Origin of the sequence: Streptomyces sp. MUSC 14 (assembly GCF_001866675.1) — a bacterium.
Taxonomy (GTDB): Bacteria; Actinomycetota; Actinomycetes; order Streptomycetales; family Streptomycetaceae; genus Streptomyces.
On the sequence record NZ_MLYN01000075.1, the window covers coordinates 1 to 15,038 of the forward strand.

Consider the following 15,038-nt stretch of genomic DNA (forward strand, 5'->3'; position numbering starts at 1 on the left):
CTGCGGGGGACGGGGGTGTAGTCGAGCTGGTCTTCGTGGGGGAGGGGGGTGGGGGTGGGGCTGGGGTCGGGCATGGCGTGCACCTCCGGATGACTCCGATACGTGGGTGACTGCTTGCTGAACGTAGCGGTGCGTATGTAGCGGGTGCAAGGCGATCAGGTGCAATTGTCTCCATCGAGTGACGAGGTGTAATCCGGCAGGAGAGACTTGGCCCGTGACTCGTACCTCGCCACTGGGTAACCGGACGTCAACTGTGCTGGGCCGCAGGCTCGGCGGTGAGTTGTTGCGCCTGCGCGACGCCGCCGGCAAGACCCAACGCCAGGCAGCGGACGCCATCAACGCGTCCAACTCGAAGATCGTGAAGATGGAACAGGGCTGGGTTCCCATGCGGGACCCCGATATCCGTGCACTGTGCGAGTGCTACGGCCTCAACGAGCAGAAGGCCGTGGCCCGACTGCTGGAATTGGCGAGGCTGGACCGTGAGCGCCGGAAGGTCAGAGGGTGGTGGAGCAGCCGTCTCGACACAGGCGCGACGGCTGAGTTCATCGCGATGGAGGACGCTGCCAGTCGTATCCGTAACTGGCAGACGGCACTGATCCCTGGACTCCTCCACACTCCCGAGTACACGCGTGCCCTGGCTGTCGCCGACGGTGCTTGGGAAGACCCGGATGAGATCGAGCACTGGGTCGCGATCAAGCAGCGGCGTCAGGAGCGGCTGTTCGGCGAGCGTCCGCTCCATTACCACGCGGTGATCTGGGAAGCCGCGCTGCGGCAGCAGATCGGAGGACCCGAGGTGATGAGAGCCCAGCTGGAAAGGCTCCTGGAATCCGCCGAGTTGCCCAACGTACGCCTTCAGGTGCTCCCGTTTCGAGCTGGGGCGCACCCGTGCATCTCGGGCCCGTTCAGCATCCTCTCCTTCGCGGAGGGCGAGGCGCTCGACGTGGTCCAGAGCGACGTCATCATGGGAATGGTCTGGGTGGAGAACGAGACCGAGAGTGGCACGTACAGCCTGTTGTTCGACCGTACGTCCCGACTCTGTCTCGCGCCCCGCGATTCCGCGACGCTCATCGACAACCTGCGCAAGGAAGTGTGAGTCATGTCCGAGTTCGAGTTCCGCAAGTCCAGCTACAGCCACGTTGAGAACGACTGCGTCGAAGTCGCCCGCAACCTCCGCCACACCGTCGCCGTCCGCGACTCCAAGACCCCCGACGGCCCGATACTCCGCCTCGCCCCGCAGACCTGGACGGAGTTCACCGCGTCGCTCCGCTGAGTCGAATGTGACGAATGGCATGTTGTTCCCTGCCGTACGTCTGCCGTCGCGCTCACGGGGTAGGGGCTGCGGTAGCCCACAAGGTCGCCGTACCCGAAAGGAGGCCCCCGTGTCCGTCTTCTGCGCGGAGAGTGCCTGTACTCAGGCCCCGCTGACCAGCGAGCCGCCCCTGCCCGACGCCGAACCCCTGACCAGTGAGCCGCCGCTCGCCGAGACCGCCCCGCTGACCAGTGAGTCCGACGCCCTCGCCGCGGGGGTGTAGGTGACCGCGGCGCTTGCGGACGCGGGCCTGGCCCGGCTCGCCGAGCTGCACGGGGTCGCCACCTCCTACCGCCCCGCCCCGGACCGTACGGTCGCCGTGCCCGCCTCCGCCGTGGTCGCCGCCCTGGCCGCCCTCGGCGTCGACGCGGCCGGCCAGGGCGCCGTCCGCACCGCGCTCGCCGCCCGGGAACGCGAGCAGCGCGAGCGCCTGCTGCCGCCGACCGTCGTGTGCTGGGGCGGGGATCCGCAGCGGCCCGCTGCTCTCGCCGCGCTGCCGTCCGGCACCCGGCTCACCGTCACCACCGAGGGCGCGACGGAGGAGCGGGAGTGGGATGGCGGCGGGGGCGGGGAACTGCCGCTGGGCGTGCACCGGTTGACCGCCGTCGCGGCCGACGGGCGGACCGGCCGCGCTCATCTCGTGGTCGCCCCCGACCGGCTGCCCGCCCCGCCCAACCGCTCCCACGGGCTGCTCGTCCAGCTGTACTCACTGCTCTCGCGCCGCTCCTGGGGCATGGGCGACCTCGGTGACCTCGCCGAGCTGGCCGGCTGGGCCGGGCGCACCGCCGGTGCCGGATTCGTGCAGGTCAACCCGTTGCATTCGGCCGTACCCGGCGCCCCGACCGATCCATCGCCGTACCGCCCGTCCTCCCGCCGCTTCCCGGACCCGGTCCATCTGCGGATCGAGGACGTTCCCGAGTACGCGTACGTGGAGGACGCCGAGGGCCGGGAACGGCTGGCGGCGCTGCGGGAGCGGGCGGGCCGGCTGCGCGCCGCCGTCCTCGACAAGGGCGAGCTCATCGACCGGGACGCCGTGTGGGAGCTGAAGCGCGAGGCCCTGGAGATCGTCCTCGCCGTACCGCTCGGACCGGGGCGGCAGGCGGCGTACGACGCCTTCCGCGCCGCCCACGGCCGGGCCCTCACCGACCACGCCACCTGGTACGCCCTCGCCGAGACCCACGGCGCCGACTGGCACGGCTGGCCCGAGGAACTGCGCGACCCCCGCTCGGCCGCCACCGCCGCCGCACGCGACGGCCTCGCCGACCGCGTCGAGTTCCACACCCGCCTCGCCTGGCTCACCGACGGCCAGCTGCGCGCCGCCCAGCGGGCCGCCGCGGAGGCCGGGATGTCCGTCGGGATCGTGCACGACCTCGCCGTCGGCGTGCACCCGCAGGGCGCCGACGCCTGGGCGCAGCAGGACGTGTTCGCCGCCGGCATGTCGGTCGGCGCCCCGCCCGACGCCTTCAACGCCCGCGGCCAGGACTGGGGCCTGCCGCCCTGGCGCCCCGACCGGCTCGCCGCCTGCGGCCACGCCCCGTACCGCGAGCTGCTGCGCGCCCTCTTCCGCTACGCCGGAGCCCTGCGCATCGACCACGTCATGGGCCTGTTCCGGCTGTGGTGGGTGCCGAGCGGACGCGCCCCGACCGAGGGCACGTACGTCCGCTACGACGCCGACGCCATGCTCGCGATCCTCGCCCTGGAGGCGCACCGCGCCGGGGCGCTCGTCATCGGCGAGGACCTGGGCACCGTCGAGCCGGGCGTGCGCGAGGCGCTGCAACGGCGCGGGGTGCTCGGCACCTCGGTCCTGTGGTTCGAACGGGACTGGGAGGGCGACGGCCGCCCGCTGCCGCCCGAGCGCTGGCGCGCCGACTGCCTGGCCACCGCCACCACCCACGACCTGCCGCCCACCGCCGCCCGGCTCACCGGCGACCACGTCGGCCTGCGCGACCGGCTGGGTCTGCTCACCCGTTCGGCGGCCGAGGAGCGCGCCGAGGCCGACGCCGACACCGCCGAGTGGCTCGCCCTGCTCGGCAGTCTGGGCCTCCTGGACCGGCCGGCCGCCGGACCGCCCGGCTGTGACGAGGAGGAGGAGATCCGCGCCGTCCACCGCTTCCTGCTGCGCACCCCGGCCCGGCTGATCGGCGTCTGGCTCCCGGACGGCATCGGCGACCGCCGCCCTCAGAACCTGCCGGGCACCTGGGACCAGTACCCGAACTGGCGGCTGCCCATCGCGGACCGCGACGGCCGCCCCCTGCCGCTGGAGGAACTGACGGCCGCGCCCCGACTGCGGGCGTTACTCGATGTATTCACCCAGGTCAGGGGCGGGTGAACGGCGCGTACGGGACCCCGGACGCGCGCCTCTGCAGGCGATTCGCTAACTTGAGAACGTGGACAAGAAGAACGCCCTGCGCGCCGGCGCCCTGGCCTCCGGTACGACGCTGATGATGCTGCTCATGTCGTCCCCCGCGCTCGCGCTGACCCGCGACGACGGTGACGACCCCGGCCATGGCCTGAGCGTCGTCCAGACGCTGGGCCTCTACGTGCTGATCCCGCTGGCCCTGTTCGCCGTCATCGCCGGCCTGGTGATGGCGCTCGACAAGTCCAAGATCCGGACCATCAAGCCCTCGTCCAAGGCTGCCGTGAAGTCCGGGGCCGACGCCAAGGCCTGACCGCCTGCCGGTTCTTGCGCACACCGGTTCTTCCGCCGGGGGCGCCCGCCTTCCCGCCGTACGCGCGCATCGCCGTATCCGGGTGGGGGGGGGGCGCCCTCGGCGTTTTCGTGCTCCCGGCCGGGCTCAGCCACGCCGCAGCAGGAGGCGGGAGAGGGCGGCGGTGAGGACGAGGAGCGCGGCGACGGCGAGGAGGCCGAGGCGCATTCCGGGGAGGGAGAAGTCGCCGCCGGGGCCCGAGAGCAGGCTGCCGAAGAGGGCGACGGCGAGCGCACCGCCGGTCTGCCGGAAGGAGTTGAGCAGCCCCGACGCGGTCCCCGCGCGCTCCCGGGGCACCGCGTCCATCAGCAGCGCGGTCAGCGCGGGCACCGCGAGCGCACCGCCGATGCTCAGCGGCAGCAGCAGGACCAGGACCAGCCACACCGGGGTGTGGGCGGCCAGCGGCAGCATGGCCAGCATCGCCCCCGCGAAGACCAGCTGGCCGGCGACGATCACCGGACGCCGCCCGATCCGCTCCGCCATGCGCGGCGAGACCAGGTTGGTCGCCGTCACCACCGCCGACATCGGGACGAACATCAGCCCGGCCGCCGTTCCCGACATCCCGCGCAGCTGCTGGTAGTACAGCCCGAGCAGGAAGATCCCGCCGTAGAAGGCGGCGTTGACGGCGAAACCGACCGCGAGCGGGACGGCCACCTGGCGGTTCCTCAGCATGCCCAGGGGGACCATGGGCTGGCGGTGCCGGGTCTCTGTCGCGTAGAAGGCGTAACCGGAGGCGACGGCGAGCGCGGCGGCGGCCAGGACGGGGCCGCTGGTCCAGCCCTGGTGGCCGCCCTCGATCACCGCGAAGGCCAGCCCGGCCAGGGCCAGTACGGCGGTGAGCTGCCCGCCGCCGTCCAGCGCGGCCGGCCGGCGCGGGGAGCGCGGCACCCGGACCAGCAGGGCCAGGATCACCGCGCCCACCGGGAGGTTGAGCAGGAAGACCGCCCGCCAGCCGGCCGAGTCGGTGAGCAGACCGCCGAGCACCGGGCCCGCGGCCATCGCCACCGAGCCGCCGACCGTCCACAGCGCGATGGCGCGGGCGCGCGCCCGGACGTCGTCGTACGCCTGCCGTATCAGCGCCAGCGAGGCCGGCATCACGACCGCGGCGGCGGCGCCCTGCGCCACGCGTGCGCCGACGAGCGTGCCGATGCCGGGCGCGAGCGCGCAGCCGAGGGAGGCGAGGGTGAACAGGGCGACGCCCCAGGCATAGGCGCGGCGGGCGCCGGTGCGGTCGGCGAGGGCGCCGGCGGAGAGCATCAGGGCCGCGAACATCAGGGTGTACGCGTCCACCACCCACTGCAGCCCGGTCATCCCGCCGCTGAAGGAGTTCCGGATCGCGGGCAGGGCGATGTTCACGGCCGAGACGTCGATGGTGATCACGCTGAACCCGAGCAGCGCGGCGACCAGCGCGAGCCCGCTCCTCGATGGCGGGGTGGGTCCATCGGCGGGTGGTGTGGGTCGCCCGGCCGGCGCGGCCGGCCGGGCCCGGTCCGGCTGTCGCCGCCGGACCGTGAGCGCCGCCGGCCCCGGGGCGGGGGCCGATGACTCGGGGGCGGTCCCGTGAGCGGTGGTGGTGGCGGTGGACCGGGGCGGGGTGGCCGGCACGGTGACTCCCTTTGGCATGGGGGTGGTTGACGGCTCGTTGACGGCTCGTCAGTGGTGAAGCGGCGGGCGGCGGCAGCCCGCCGGGGCCGCGGTCCGGTGTCGTGCACCCCCTGGGCCCCGGCGGCCGGGCCGCCCGCTCCAGGACCAACTGTGGCTCCGCGCACGGCCGTCCGGCAGACCGTGCTCTGCCGGGGGTGCGGCGTTCCAGGCCCTGACAGGACCCCCCACGCTCCCGGTCCGCCTGCGACAATGGCCGGATGGCAGCAGCATCAGCGGACACCCGGGGCACCGAGCTGGGCAGGTATCTGAAGGCCCGCAGGGCGCAGGTGCGCCCGGAGGAGGTCGGCCTCCCGGCCGGCGCGGGCGTGCGCCGCACCCCCGGACTGCGCCGGGAGGAGCTGGCCGCGCTGGCCGGGGTGAGCGTCGACTACTACATCCGCCTGGAGCGCGGCCGGGAGGCCAACCCTTCGCCCGCCGTCGTGGACGCCCTCGGCCGCGCTCTGCGGCTGCGCGGCGACGGTTACGAGCGCCTGCACGAGCTCGCGGAGCTCGCCGCGGGCCGGGTCTCGGAGCTGCCCGCCTGCTCGGACCACACCGTCCGCGAGTCGGTACTGCGCATGCTGGAGTCGGTGCGCCCGCTGCCGGCCTACGTGGTGAGCCGCTACAACCGCGTACTGGCCGCGAACCCGCCCGGCCGGCGGCTGCTGCCCGGGCTCTGGGACTGGCCGGAGGACCAGCGCAACCTGACCCGCTACCTCTTCCTCCACCCGGTCGGCCGCACGATCTACGACCCGTGGGAGGAGAACGTCGCCCTGTCGGTGGCGCACCTGCGGGCGGTCGCCGGGGCCGACCCGGACGATCCCGAGCTGACCGCGCTGGTCGGCGAACTGGTGCTGAAATCACCCGAGTTCGCGCGGCTGTGGGAGCGGTACGACGTCTGCGAGCGCGGCGGCGGGCAGAAGACCTTCCAGCACCCGAGGACCGGCCCGATGACGCTGACCTACGAGGTCATGCGACTGGCCCGGACGGGCGGCCAGCGGATGGTGGTCTACCAGGCCGCTCCCGGCACGCCGGACGAGGAGGCCATGTTGAGCCTGGACGCCGGGGACGCGGTGGACACCGCGGACGCCGCGGACGTCCGACCGGTGCCGGAGCCCGTGCAGGAGCCGGTGCTGGTGCCCTCGGGCCGTCGTCCGCAGCCGGCCGTCGCGCCGTGCCCTGCCTGCGCGCAGACCCCGGCCCACGTCTGATCACGGCCCACCCCTGAGCGCGGCTCGTCGAGCCCCGCTCAGGGGTTCGGCGCCGTCAGATACCGCTGCACGGTCGGCCCGAGCCACGCCAGCAGCTCCGCGCGGGTCAGCTCCTGGGCCGGCGGCAGGCGCAGGACGTAGCGGGTGAGGGCCAGGCCGAGCAGCTGCGCGGCACACAGCGCGGCGCGCGCCGGGAACTGCTCGGGGTCGGGGCACACCTGCCGGGCCACCGGCAGCAGCTGGTCCCGGAAGATGCCCTGCATCCGCTGCGCCCCGGCCTGGTTGGTGGCGCCGACCCTGAGCACGGCCGTCAGCTCCTCGTTCTGCTCCCACAGGTCGAGGAAGTGGCCGACCAGCGTCCGGCCCACCTCGTCCCGCGGCACCTGATCGAGGTCGGGCAGCCGCAGATCCAGCGTGACGGCCGCCGCGAACAGCCCCTCCTTGCTGCCGAAGTACCGCATGACCATCGACGGGTCGATCCGGGCGTCCTTGGCGATGGCCCGGATGGTGGCCCGTTCGTAGCCGTCGGCGGCGAACCGCTCGCGGGCGGCGTCGAGGATGGCGGACCGCGTGGCGTCGGAACGCCGCGCCGGGCCGCCCGGGGCCTGGGTCGGGGCCTGGGTCGTGTCCTGGTTCTTCTGTGCGCTGCCGTTCATACCAACGAGCGTAGGCCAACAACCGTAGGCCAACAAGTGTTGACGCGCGTCGTGCCACGGTCCTATCGTTGCCTACAAGCGTTGGCCTACGGATGTTGGCCAACGGGCGTTGTCACCCCAGGAGGCCACCATGAACGGCACCACTGGACACGTCGCCATCGTCGGCTCCGGCCCCACCGGCCTGCTGCTCGCCGGTGATCTCGCCGCCGCCGGCGTCCCGGTCACCGTCCTCGAAAAGCGCCCCCACGAGATCAGCAACCTCTCCCGCGCCTTCGTCCTGCACGCCCGCACCCTCGAACAGCTCGACGCCCGCCCGTCGCCCACCACCACCCTCAACGGACGCGCTGCGCGCGCACCTCGTTCGCGGAGCCTCGCCGACGAGCTGGAGGCCCTCGGCCGGCCCCTCGACCACCTCCGCGCCTTCGGCCGGCTCGACCTCGACCTCGGCGCCCTCCCCTCCCGCTTCCGCCACCTCCTCGTGCTGCCGCAGTACGAGGTCGAGAAGGTCCTGGCGGAGCGGGCCGTCGAGGCGGGGGCGCAGTTCCGGTACGACACCGAGGTGACCGGGATCGCCCAGGACGCGGACGGGGTCACCGTCGAGGTGCGCGGGCCCGAGGGGCGTACGGAGGCGCTCCGCGCCGGGTACGTCGTCGGCGCCGACGGGATGCGCAGTGCGGTGCGGCAGGCGATCGGGCTGCCGTTCCCGGGCAGGTCGGTGATCCGGTCCGTCGTCCTCGCCGACGTCCGGCTCGCCGAGGAGCCGCCGGACCTGCTCACGGTGGGCGCGGTCGGCGACGCCTTCGCCTTCCTCGCGCCGTTCGGCGACGGCTACTACCGGGTGATCGGCTGGCGGCGCGGCCGCGACCTGCCCGACCACGAGCCCGTCGGCCTGGCCGAGGTCGAGGAGATCACCCGGCTCGCCCTCGGCCGGGACTTCGGGATGCACGACGCCCGCTGGATGTCCCGCTTCCACAGCGACGAACGGCAGGCGCCGGCCTACCGGGTGGGCCGGGTCTTCCTGGCCGGCGACGCCGCGCACGTGCACACCCCGGCCGGCGGCCAGGGTATGAACACCGGGCTCCAGGACGCCGTCAACCTGGGCTGGAAGCTGGCCGCGGTCGTCGCCGGGCACGCGGACCCCGCGCTGCTCGACACCTACCAGGCCGAACGGCACCCGGTCGGCAGGGCGGTGCTGCGCAGCAGCGGCGGGATCATCCGCCTGGCGATGGCCAAGCGCCCCTGGACGCTCGCGGCGCGCTCCGTGTTCACCCTGTTCCTGAACACCGTCGGCCCCGCCCGGCGTGCCCTCACCGCGCAGGTCACCGGCCTCGGCTACCGCTACCCCGCGCCCCGCGGCGCCCACCGCCTCACCGGCACCCGGGTCCCGGACGTCGCCCTGGCCGGCGGCGGCCGGCTCTACGAGGCCCTGCGCGGCGGCCGGTTCGTCCTGATCACCCCGGAGCCGTACGAGCCCGGACCCGGCCGTGCCGGCCGGCTGACCGTGGCCCGCTGGGCGAGCGACCGCCGTACGACGCTGCTGGTGCGCCCCGACGGATACGCCGCCTGGGCGGCCGACTCCACCGGCGCGAAGGGGATCGAGGCGGCGGTCAGCGCGCACGTCGGCCGCTAGAGGGTGTCGGTTTGGATCATGCCGGCGCCGCGGGGTCCGGCGCGCACTCCCGCAGCACCGTTCCTCATGGCCGTCCTGATCCGGACACCCCCTAGTGCGGCGCCTCCGGGCTCTCGGTGAGCAACTCCCGCAGCAGGCCGGCCAGTTGGCCGGCTTGCTCGTCGTCGAGGTGGGACAGGGCCGCGGTCTGGACCGCCAGACCCGCGCCGACCGCCCGGTCGATGACGTCCAGTCCCTTCTCGGTCAGCGTCACCTTCAGGCCCCGGCGATCGTGCGGGTCGGGGGAGCGGCGCAGCAGGCCGCCCCGCTCCAGCTTGTCGAGGCGGCCGGTCATCCCGCCGGTGGTGAGCATGAGAGTGGCCGACAGCTGGCGCGGCGAGAGGGTGTACGGCTCGCCGGAGCGGCGCAGGGTCGCGAGCACGTCGAACTCGCCGCGCGAGATGCCGTACTGCTGGTACGCCTTCTCCATGCGGTCGCCCATGGCGCGGGAGAGGCGGTAGATCCGCCCGAAGACCTCCATCGCCCTGGTGTCGAGGTCGGGCCGGACGGCCGCCCACTGGTCGATGATCGCGTCGACGGGATCCCTGCCTGCACTCATGCGCCGAGTATGGCCTTCCCGGAGGTCGTCGGCAAGAAAGTAACTTGATGGAAAGTAGATTGCTGCTAAGCTACTTCCGTTCAAGCTACTTCAGGGGGCATGGTGACAAGAGAGAACGAACGCATAACCGGCGCATGGACGCTGCCCGTCACCGCCGCCGTCAACGGCGTCGGCACCGGCATGTACGTCCCGTTCACGCTGGTCTTCTTCCACGCCGTGACCGGGCTGTCCTTCCCGGCCGTCGGCGCCGTGCTCACGGCCACCGGCCTCGCGGGCATCGCCGTACTGCCGCTCGCCGGGACGGCGGTGGACCGGTACGGCGCGCAGCCGACGCTCTACGCGCTCTACGGCGTCCGGGTCGTCGGCTTCGCCCTCTACCCCTTCGCCCACTCCCTGCCCGCCTTCGCGGCCGTCGCCCTGGTCACCGCGGCCGCCGACCGGGCCTTCCCCGCCGCCCAGCAGTCCCTGATCGGAGAGGTGGCGCGCGGGGCCGGCCGGGACCGGCTGCAGGCGTCGACACGCGCGCTCCAGAACGCCGGCAACGGCGCGGGCGCGCTGCTCGCCACGCTGGTCATCTCCCTTGCGGGCAGCGCCGGTTACACCTACGCGGCCTGGGGCAACGCCCTGTCCTTCGCGTTCGCGGCCCTGCTGCTGCGCCCGCTGCGCCCGCTGCGCCCGCTGCGCCCGCTGCGCACGGCGGAGGAGGGACCGGCCCCGCGCCGGGCGGGCGCGGGCTACCGGCTGGTCCTCGCCGACCGCCCCTTCCTGGTCGTCACCGGCGCCAACTTCCTGAACGCGCTCAGCTATTCGGCCCTCTCGGTGCTCTTCCCGCTGTTCCTGGTGGAGTGGCTGCACGGCCCCGCGGCGCTCACCGGCGCCGCGTTCACCCTCAACACCGTGCTGTGCGCGGTGGCCGGGGTCGCCGTCGGCGCGCGGGTCCGCAGGAACGGTGCCCGGCGCACCCGGGCGGCGGCGCTGGGCGGAGCCCTGTTCGCGGCCGCGTTCGCCGCACAGATCGTGCTCGGCACGCTCCGGCCCGGCGACGACCTGGTGCTGGGCGGCGCCCTGGTCGCCGTGACCGTCGTCTACACCCTCGGCGAGCTGATCCACAGCCCCGCCTCCCAGGTGCTCGCGGTCGAGGCGGCGCCCGAGGCGGTGCGCGGCCGCTACCAGGCGGCGTACCAGATGTCCTGGTCGCTGGCGAAGGCGGTGGCGCCGTCCCTGTTCACGGCCCTGCTCGCGCTGGACGGCCGGGCGCCGTGGGCGTTCCTCGTCGTCACCTCGGCGCTCGCCGCCGCCCTCCTGATCCGGGTGGAGCGCCGGCTCCCGGCGGAGGTGCTGCGGCCGCTGCCGGCGTCGGTACCGGTGGCCCGCGGCACCGCCGTCCCCGTTTCTCCCGCCCCCGAAGGAGTCCGGCCGTGAGACGCTCCCTGGCCGCCGTCGCGCTCACCGCCCTCGCCCCCGCCTCCTGGGGCACCACCTACGCGGTGACGACCGCGTTCCTGCCGCCGGACCGCCCGCTGTTCACGGCCCTCGTGCGCGCCCTGCCCGCAGGGCTGCTGCTGCTCGCCCTGACGCGGGTGCTGCCGAAGGGCGCCTGGTGGTGGAAGTCGCTGGTGCTGGGCGCGCTGAACATCGGCGCCTTCTTCCCGCTGCTGTTCGTCTCGGCGTACCGGCTGCCCGGCGGCATGGCGGCCGTCGTCGGCTCGGTCCAGCCGCTGTTCGTCGTGGGCCTCTCGGCGCTGCTGCTCGGCCGGCGGCCGGCCGGGCGGACCCTCGCCACCGGGGTGGTCGCCGCGCTCGGTGTCAGCCTGGTCGTCCTCCAGGGGGCCGGCGCCCTCGACGTGGTCGGGGTGCTCGCGGCCGTGGCCTCCACGGCCTCGATGGCCGCCGGTACGGTGCTGACCAAGCGGTGGGGCCGCCCGGACGGCGTCGGTCCGCTCGCCCTCACCGGCTGGCAGCTCACCGCGGGCGGCCTGCTCATCGCGCCGGTCGCCGCCCTCGCGGAGGGAGCCCCGCCGGCCCTGGACGGCCGTGCCGTGGCGGGCTACGTCTACCTGGCCCTCGTCAACACGGCGGTGGCGTACTGGCTCTGGTTCCGCGGCATCGGCCGGCTCAGCGCCACCCAGGTCGCCTTTCTCGGCCCGCTGTCCCCGCTCACCGCGGCGGTCGTCGGCTGGGCGGCGCTCGCGCAGTCGCTGACGCCGGTGCAGGTGGCGGGCATGGCGCTGGCGTTCGGGGCGACGCTGGCGGGACAGCTCGGGGGGTCCGGAGGGTCCGGAGGGTCCGGAGGGGAGCGATCGTTCAGTTCTGCTGAAAAGAACGGTCGTAAAGTTTCGATGGACCTGACAGGTAAGTCCTTGCGACGGTGAAGAGGCACGGCCCGCTGCCGCCTCGCCGAAAGGACCCCCGTGACCGCCGTCCTCCCCCGGACCCCCACCTCTGCCTCCACCTCCGCCGCCCCTGTCCTGGGCCTCGCCTGCGCCGCCCTCGCGACGGTCGTCTGGTCCGGCAGCTTCGTCGCCTCCCGCGGTCTGCACGACAGCGTCCCGCCGATCCAGCACGCCTTCTGGCGCTGGGTGATCGCCCTGCTCGCCGTGGCGCCGTTCGGTGCCCGGCAGGCCTGGCGCAGGCGGGCCCTGTTCCGCCGCCACGCCCGCTACGTGTTCCTCACCTCGCTCCTCGGCGTGGCCGTCTACAACACCCTCGTCAACCAGGCAGGACTGACCACCCCGGCCGCCACGATGGGCATGATCATGGCCGCCTCGCCGGTGCTCATGGCGGTCCTCGAACGCCTCGGCGGCGTACGGCTCGGCGCGCGGCGCGCCACCGGGCTGCTGATCGCCTGCGCGGGCGTGGCCCTGCTCGTGGGCGGCGCCGCGCGGTTCTCGGCGGGCGATTTGTGGATGATCGCGGCCGCCTGCTGCTTCGCGGGCTACAGCGCGCTGCTGCGCCGCAAGCCGGCCGAACTCGGCGGCACCGCCTTCCTGTTCGCGACGTTCGTCATCGGTGCCCTCCTGCTTCTGCCCGTCCAGGCGGCGAGCGTGGCCGTCCAGGGCGGCTTCGCCCCGACCCCCGGCACGGTCCTGCCGCTCCTCTACGTGGGCGTGGCCTCCTCGGCGGTGGCCTTCTTCGCCTGGAACAAGGCCATCACCCTGATCGGCGCGACCCGCGCGGGCATCGTCTACTACCTTCAGCCCCTCTGCGTGACCCTGCTGTCCTGGGCCCTCCTCGGCGAGACGACCGGATGGCCGCAACTGCTGTCGATGGCCCTGATCCTGGGCGGGGTCGTCCTGGGCGCTGGATCTCGCCGGTGACGGTGTCGGGGACGGCGGTGTCAGGGCGGTGGTGCCAGAAGTGCGGCGGTGTTCGGGGTCGCGGGGATGGTGGCGGCGGACGGGGGCCGCGGTGGACGGGGGTCGGGGGGTTGGTGGCGGTGGTGGGCCGGGGTCGTGGAGGCGGGGCCGTGGTGATGGCGGCGGCGGTCGACCGGGGCCGGGGGGTCCAGGTCAGCGGTGATGGCTGTGGCGGTGTCGGGTCCGCGGCGGGCAGGGGTCGCGGGGTTGGTGGCGGCGGTGGGCCGGGGTCGTGGAGACGGGGCCGCGGTGATGGCTGTGGCGGTGTCGGGTCCGCGGCGGGCAGGGGTCGCGGGGTTGGTGGCGGCGGTGGGCCGGGGCTGTGGAGGCGGGCCGCGGTGACGGCTGTGGCGGTTCATCGAGCTGCGGTGTTTCGGGCTGGGGGGGGTGGCTGTGGCGGTTCATCGAGCTGCGGTGTTTCGGGCTGGGGGGGTTGGCTGTGGCGATTCATCGAGCTGCGGTGTCCCGGGCTGCGGAGCTGGTCGTGGCGGTCCGCCGGAGGCGCGGTGTCCCGGGCCGCAGTGATGGCTCGGCGGTGGACCGCGATCGCGGTGGGCCCCGGGATCGTAGTGGACCGGGGCATGCCGTGGACGAAGGTGTGCCGCAGGCCCAGGCGTGTCGTGCGGCGGCGTGTAGCGTGCGCGCATGGTCGAGTGGGACATCCGTAAGTTGCAGATCCTGCGTGCTCTGCGGGAGCGCGGAACGGTGACCGCGGCGGCGGAGGCCCTGCACATGACCCCCTCCGCGGTCTCCCAGCAGCTCACCAATCTCGCCCGGCAGCTCGGTCTGCCCCTGCTGGAGGCACGGGGCCGCCGGGTGCGGCTCACCGACGGGGCCCGGCTGGTGCTGGCGCAGACGGAGCCGGTCTTCGAGCAACTGGAGCGTGCGGAGGCGGCGTTGGCGGCGTACGCCGAGGGGGAGGCGGGGGAGGTCCGGGTGGGCGCCTTCGCCACCTCGGTGCCCGCCCTGGTCGTACCGGCCGTACGGGCCCTGCGGGACGCCCACCCCGGGGTGAGTGTCCGCGTGCGGGAGGCGGAGGCGGCCGAGGCCTACGAACTGCTGACCGCCGGTGACGTCGACCTCGCCCTGTCGCTGGCGGCCGAGGCTCCGAGCGCGGCCGATCCGCGGCTCACCCAAGTGCCGCTGCTGGCCGATCCGTTGGACGTGGCCCTGCCCCCCGATCACCCCCTGGCGTCGGCCCCCGGCCTGACCCTGACCGACCTGTCGTCCGAACCCTGGATCTTCGGTGGCAGCGGCCCCTGGTCGGACATCACCCGTCGTGCCTGCGAGGCGGCCGGATTCAGCCCCCACCAGGGCCACTCCGCCTCCGGCTGGACCGCGATCCTCGCCATGGTCGAGGCGGGCATGGGCGTGGCGCTGGTCCCCCGGATGGCCGCGGGCCGGCGGGACGGGGTGGTGCTGCGGGACCTCGGTCCGGACGGCCCGGTCCGGCATGTCACGGCGGCGGTCCGCAGGGGCGGCGAGTCGGGGCGGGCGGTGGGCCGGGTACTGGAGGCCCTGCGGGACGCGGCGGCGGGCGGGCGCTGACGGCTGCCCGCCGCCGTGGCGCCGCCCGACGCGAAGGCCCCGTACCGGTCACGGTACGAGGCCTTCTGCATCCACTCGGAGACCAAACGTGCGGCTCACCGCAGGCCGGACGGACTGTCAGCGATCGCAGTCGGTACCCATGTCGGTGGACTGCGCACCAGGGCTTCCCTCGCCGTTCAGCGCGTTGCCGAGCAGCCCGTTGAGGATGCCCACCTCACCCAGGATGTCGAGATTCTGGTTGTGGGTACGGCATCCATGTCCGCCGCGCATCTGCACCGCGGGCTGGGCAAGGGCGGGACCGGCACCCATCACACCGACACCGGTGATGACGGCGGCCGTAACGGCGAGCTTGGATATCAGGCGCATTTTTCCTCCTCG

At 74.0% G+C, this 15,038-nt stretch carries 15 protein-coding genes; 11 read left to right on the top strand and 4 right to left on the bottom strand.

From position 1 onward, the window contains the following. Nucleotides 1-214: 214 nt before the first annotated feature. The 5 genes from BIV25_RS39675 (at nt 215) to BIV25_RS39690 (ending at nt 3,978) form a co-directional block, all read left to right on the top strand. Nucleotides 215-1,093, top strand: coding sequence for a helix-turn-helix transcriptional regulator (locus BIV25_RS39675; protein WP_071377420.1), 879 nt, complete (start codon nt 215-217; stop codon nt 1,091-1,093). A gap of 3 nt (nt 1,094-1,096) precedes the next feature. Further along, nucleotides 1,097-1,270, top strand: coding sequence for a DUF397 domain-containing protein (locus BIV25_RS39680; protein WP_071377421.1), 174 nt, complete (start codon nt 1,097-1,099; stop codon nt 1,268-1,270). A gap of 109 nt (nt 1,271-1,379) precedes the next feature. Continuing rightward, nucleotides 1,380-1,532, top strand: a complete 153-nt coding sequence (locus tag BIV25_RS54780) for a hypothetical protein (RefSeq protein ID WP_371273124.1) — start codon at nt 1,380-1,382, stop codon at nt 1,530-1,532. Next, entirely contained in the window at nt 1,533-3,638 is a 2,106-nt protein-coding gene (malQ, locus tag BIV25_RS39685) for a 4-alpha-glucanotransferase (RefSeq protein ID WP_071377422.1), read from the top strand. A 58-nt stretch (nt 3,639-3,696) separates the two neighbouring features. Beyond that, entirely contained in the window at nt 3,697-3,978 is a 282-nt protein-coding gene (locus BIV25_RS39690) for a hypothetical protein (RefSeq protein ID WP_071377423.1), read from the top strand. 126 nt (nt 3,979-4,104) lie between these two features. Here the strand turns inward: BIV25_RS39690 and BIV25_RS39695 are convergent, their stop codons facing one another. Then, nucleotides 4,105-5,622 (bottom strand): MFS transporter, encoded by a 1,518-nt coding sequence (locus tag BIV25_RS39695; RefSeq protein WP_371273125.1) that lies wholly within the window; start codon nt 5,620-5,622, stop codon nt 4,105-4,107. 257 nt (nt 5,623-5,879) lie between these two features. Here BIV25_RS39695 and BIV25_RS39700 point away from each other — a divergent pair, with 257 nt between their 5' ends. Continuing rightward, nucleotides 5,880-6,872: a helix-turn-helix domain-containing protein gene (locus BIV25_RS39700; RefSeq protein ID WP_256257116.1), complete on the top strand. Its 993-nt coding sequence runs from the start codon at nt 5,880-5,882 to the stop codon at nt 6,870-6,872. A gap of 38 nt (nt 6,873-6,910) precedes the next feature. Here the strand turns inward: BIV25_RS39700 and BIV25_RS39705 are convergent, their stop codons facing one another. Continuing rightward, complete coding sequence (locus BIV25_RS39705; RefSeq protein WP_071377424.1) at nt 6,911-7,528, bottom strand: TetR family transcriptional regulator; 618 nt, start codon at nt 7,526-7,528, stop codon at nt 6,911-6,913. 130 nt (nt 7,529-7,658) lie between these two features. Here BIV25_RS39705 and BIV25_RS39710 point away from each other — a divergent pair, with 130 nt between their 5' ends. Continuing rightward, nucleotides 7,659-9,158 (top strand): FAD-dependent monooxygenase, encoded by a 1,500-nt coding sequence (locus BIV25_RS39710; RefSeq protein WP_071377425.1) that lies wholly within the window; start codon nt 7,659-7,661, stop codon nt 9,156-9,158. Nucleotides 9,159-9,249: 91 nt separating this feature from the next. Here the strand turns inward: BIV25_RS39710 and BIV25_RS39715 are convergent, their stop codons facing one another. Continuing rightward, nucleotides 9,250-9,756, bottom strand: coding sequence for a MarR family winged helix-turn-helix transcriptional regulator (locus tag BIV25_RS39715; RefSeq protein WP_071377426.1), 507 nt, complete (start codon nt 9,754-9,756; stop codon nt 9,250-9,252). A 99-nt stretch (nt 9,757-9,855) separates the two neighbouring features. On the opposite strand from BIV25_RS39715, the gene BIV25_RS39720 reads away from it, so the two are divergent. The 4 genes from BIV25_RS39720 (at nt 9,856) to BIV25_RS39735 (ending at nt 14,660) form a co-directional block, all read left to right on the top strand. Then, nucleotides 9,856-11,178, top strand: coding sequence for an MFS transporter (locus BIV25_RS39720; protein ID WP_071377427.1), 1,323 nt, complete (start codon nt 9,856-9,858; stop codon nt 11,176-11,178). Next, nucleotides 11,175-12,128: an EamA family transporter gene (locus tag BIV25_RS39725; protein WP_071377428.1), complete on the top strand. Its 954-nt coding sequence runs from the start codon at nt 11,175-11,177 to the stop codon at nt 12,126-12,128. Before BIV25_RS39720 ends, BIV25_RS39725 begins: the two co-directional genes overlap by 4 nt. Nucleotides 12,129-12,167: 39 nt before the next feature. Next, nucleotides 12,168-13,073 carry a DMT family transporter gene (locus BIV25_RS39730; protein WP_071377429.1) on the top strand — a complete coding sequence of 302 codons (906 nt, stop codon included), beginning with the start codon at nt 12,168-12,170 and terminating at the stop codon, nt 13,071-13,073. Between the two features lie 684 nt (nt 13,074-13,757). After that, nucleotides 13,758-14,660, top strand: coding sequence for a LysR family transcriptional regulator (locus BIV25_RS39735; protein ID WP_071377430.1), 903 nt, complete (start codon nt 13,758-13,760; stop codon nt 14,658-14,660). A gap of 117 nt (nt 14,661-14,777) precedes the next feature. On the opposite strand, the gene BIV25_RS39740 is transcribed toward BIV25_RS39735, so the two are convergent. After that, a complete protein-coding gene (locus BIV25_RS39740; RefSeq protein WP_071377431.1) occupies nt 14,778-15,026 on the bottom strand; it encodes a hypothetical protein in 249 nt (82 codons plus the stop codon). Between the last annotated feature and the right edge of the window lie 12 nt (nt 15,027-15,038).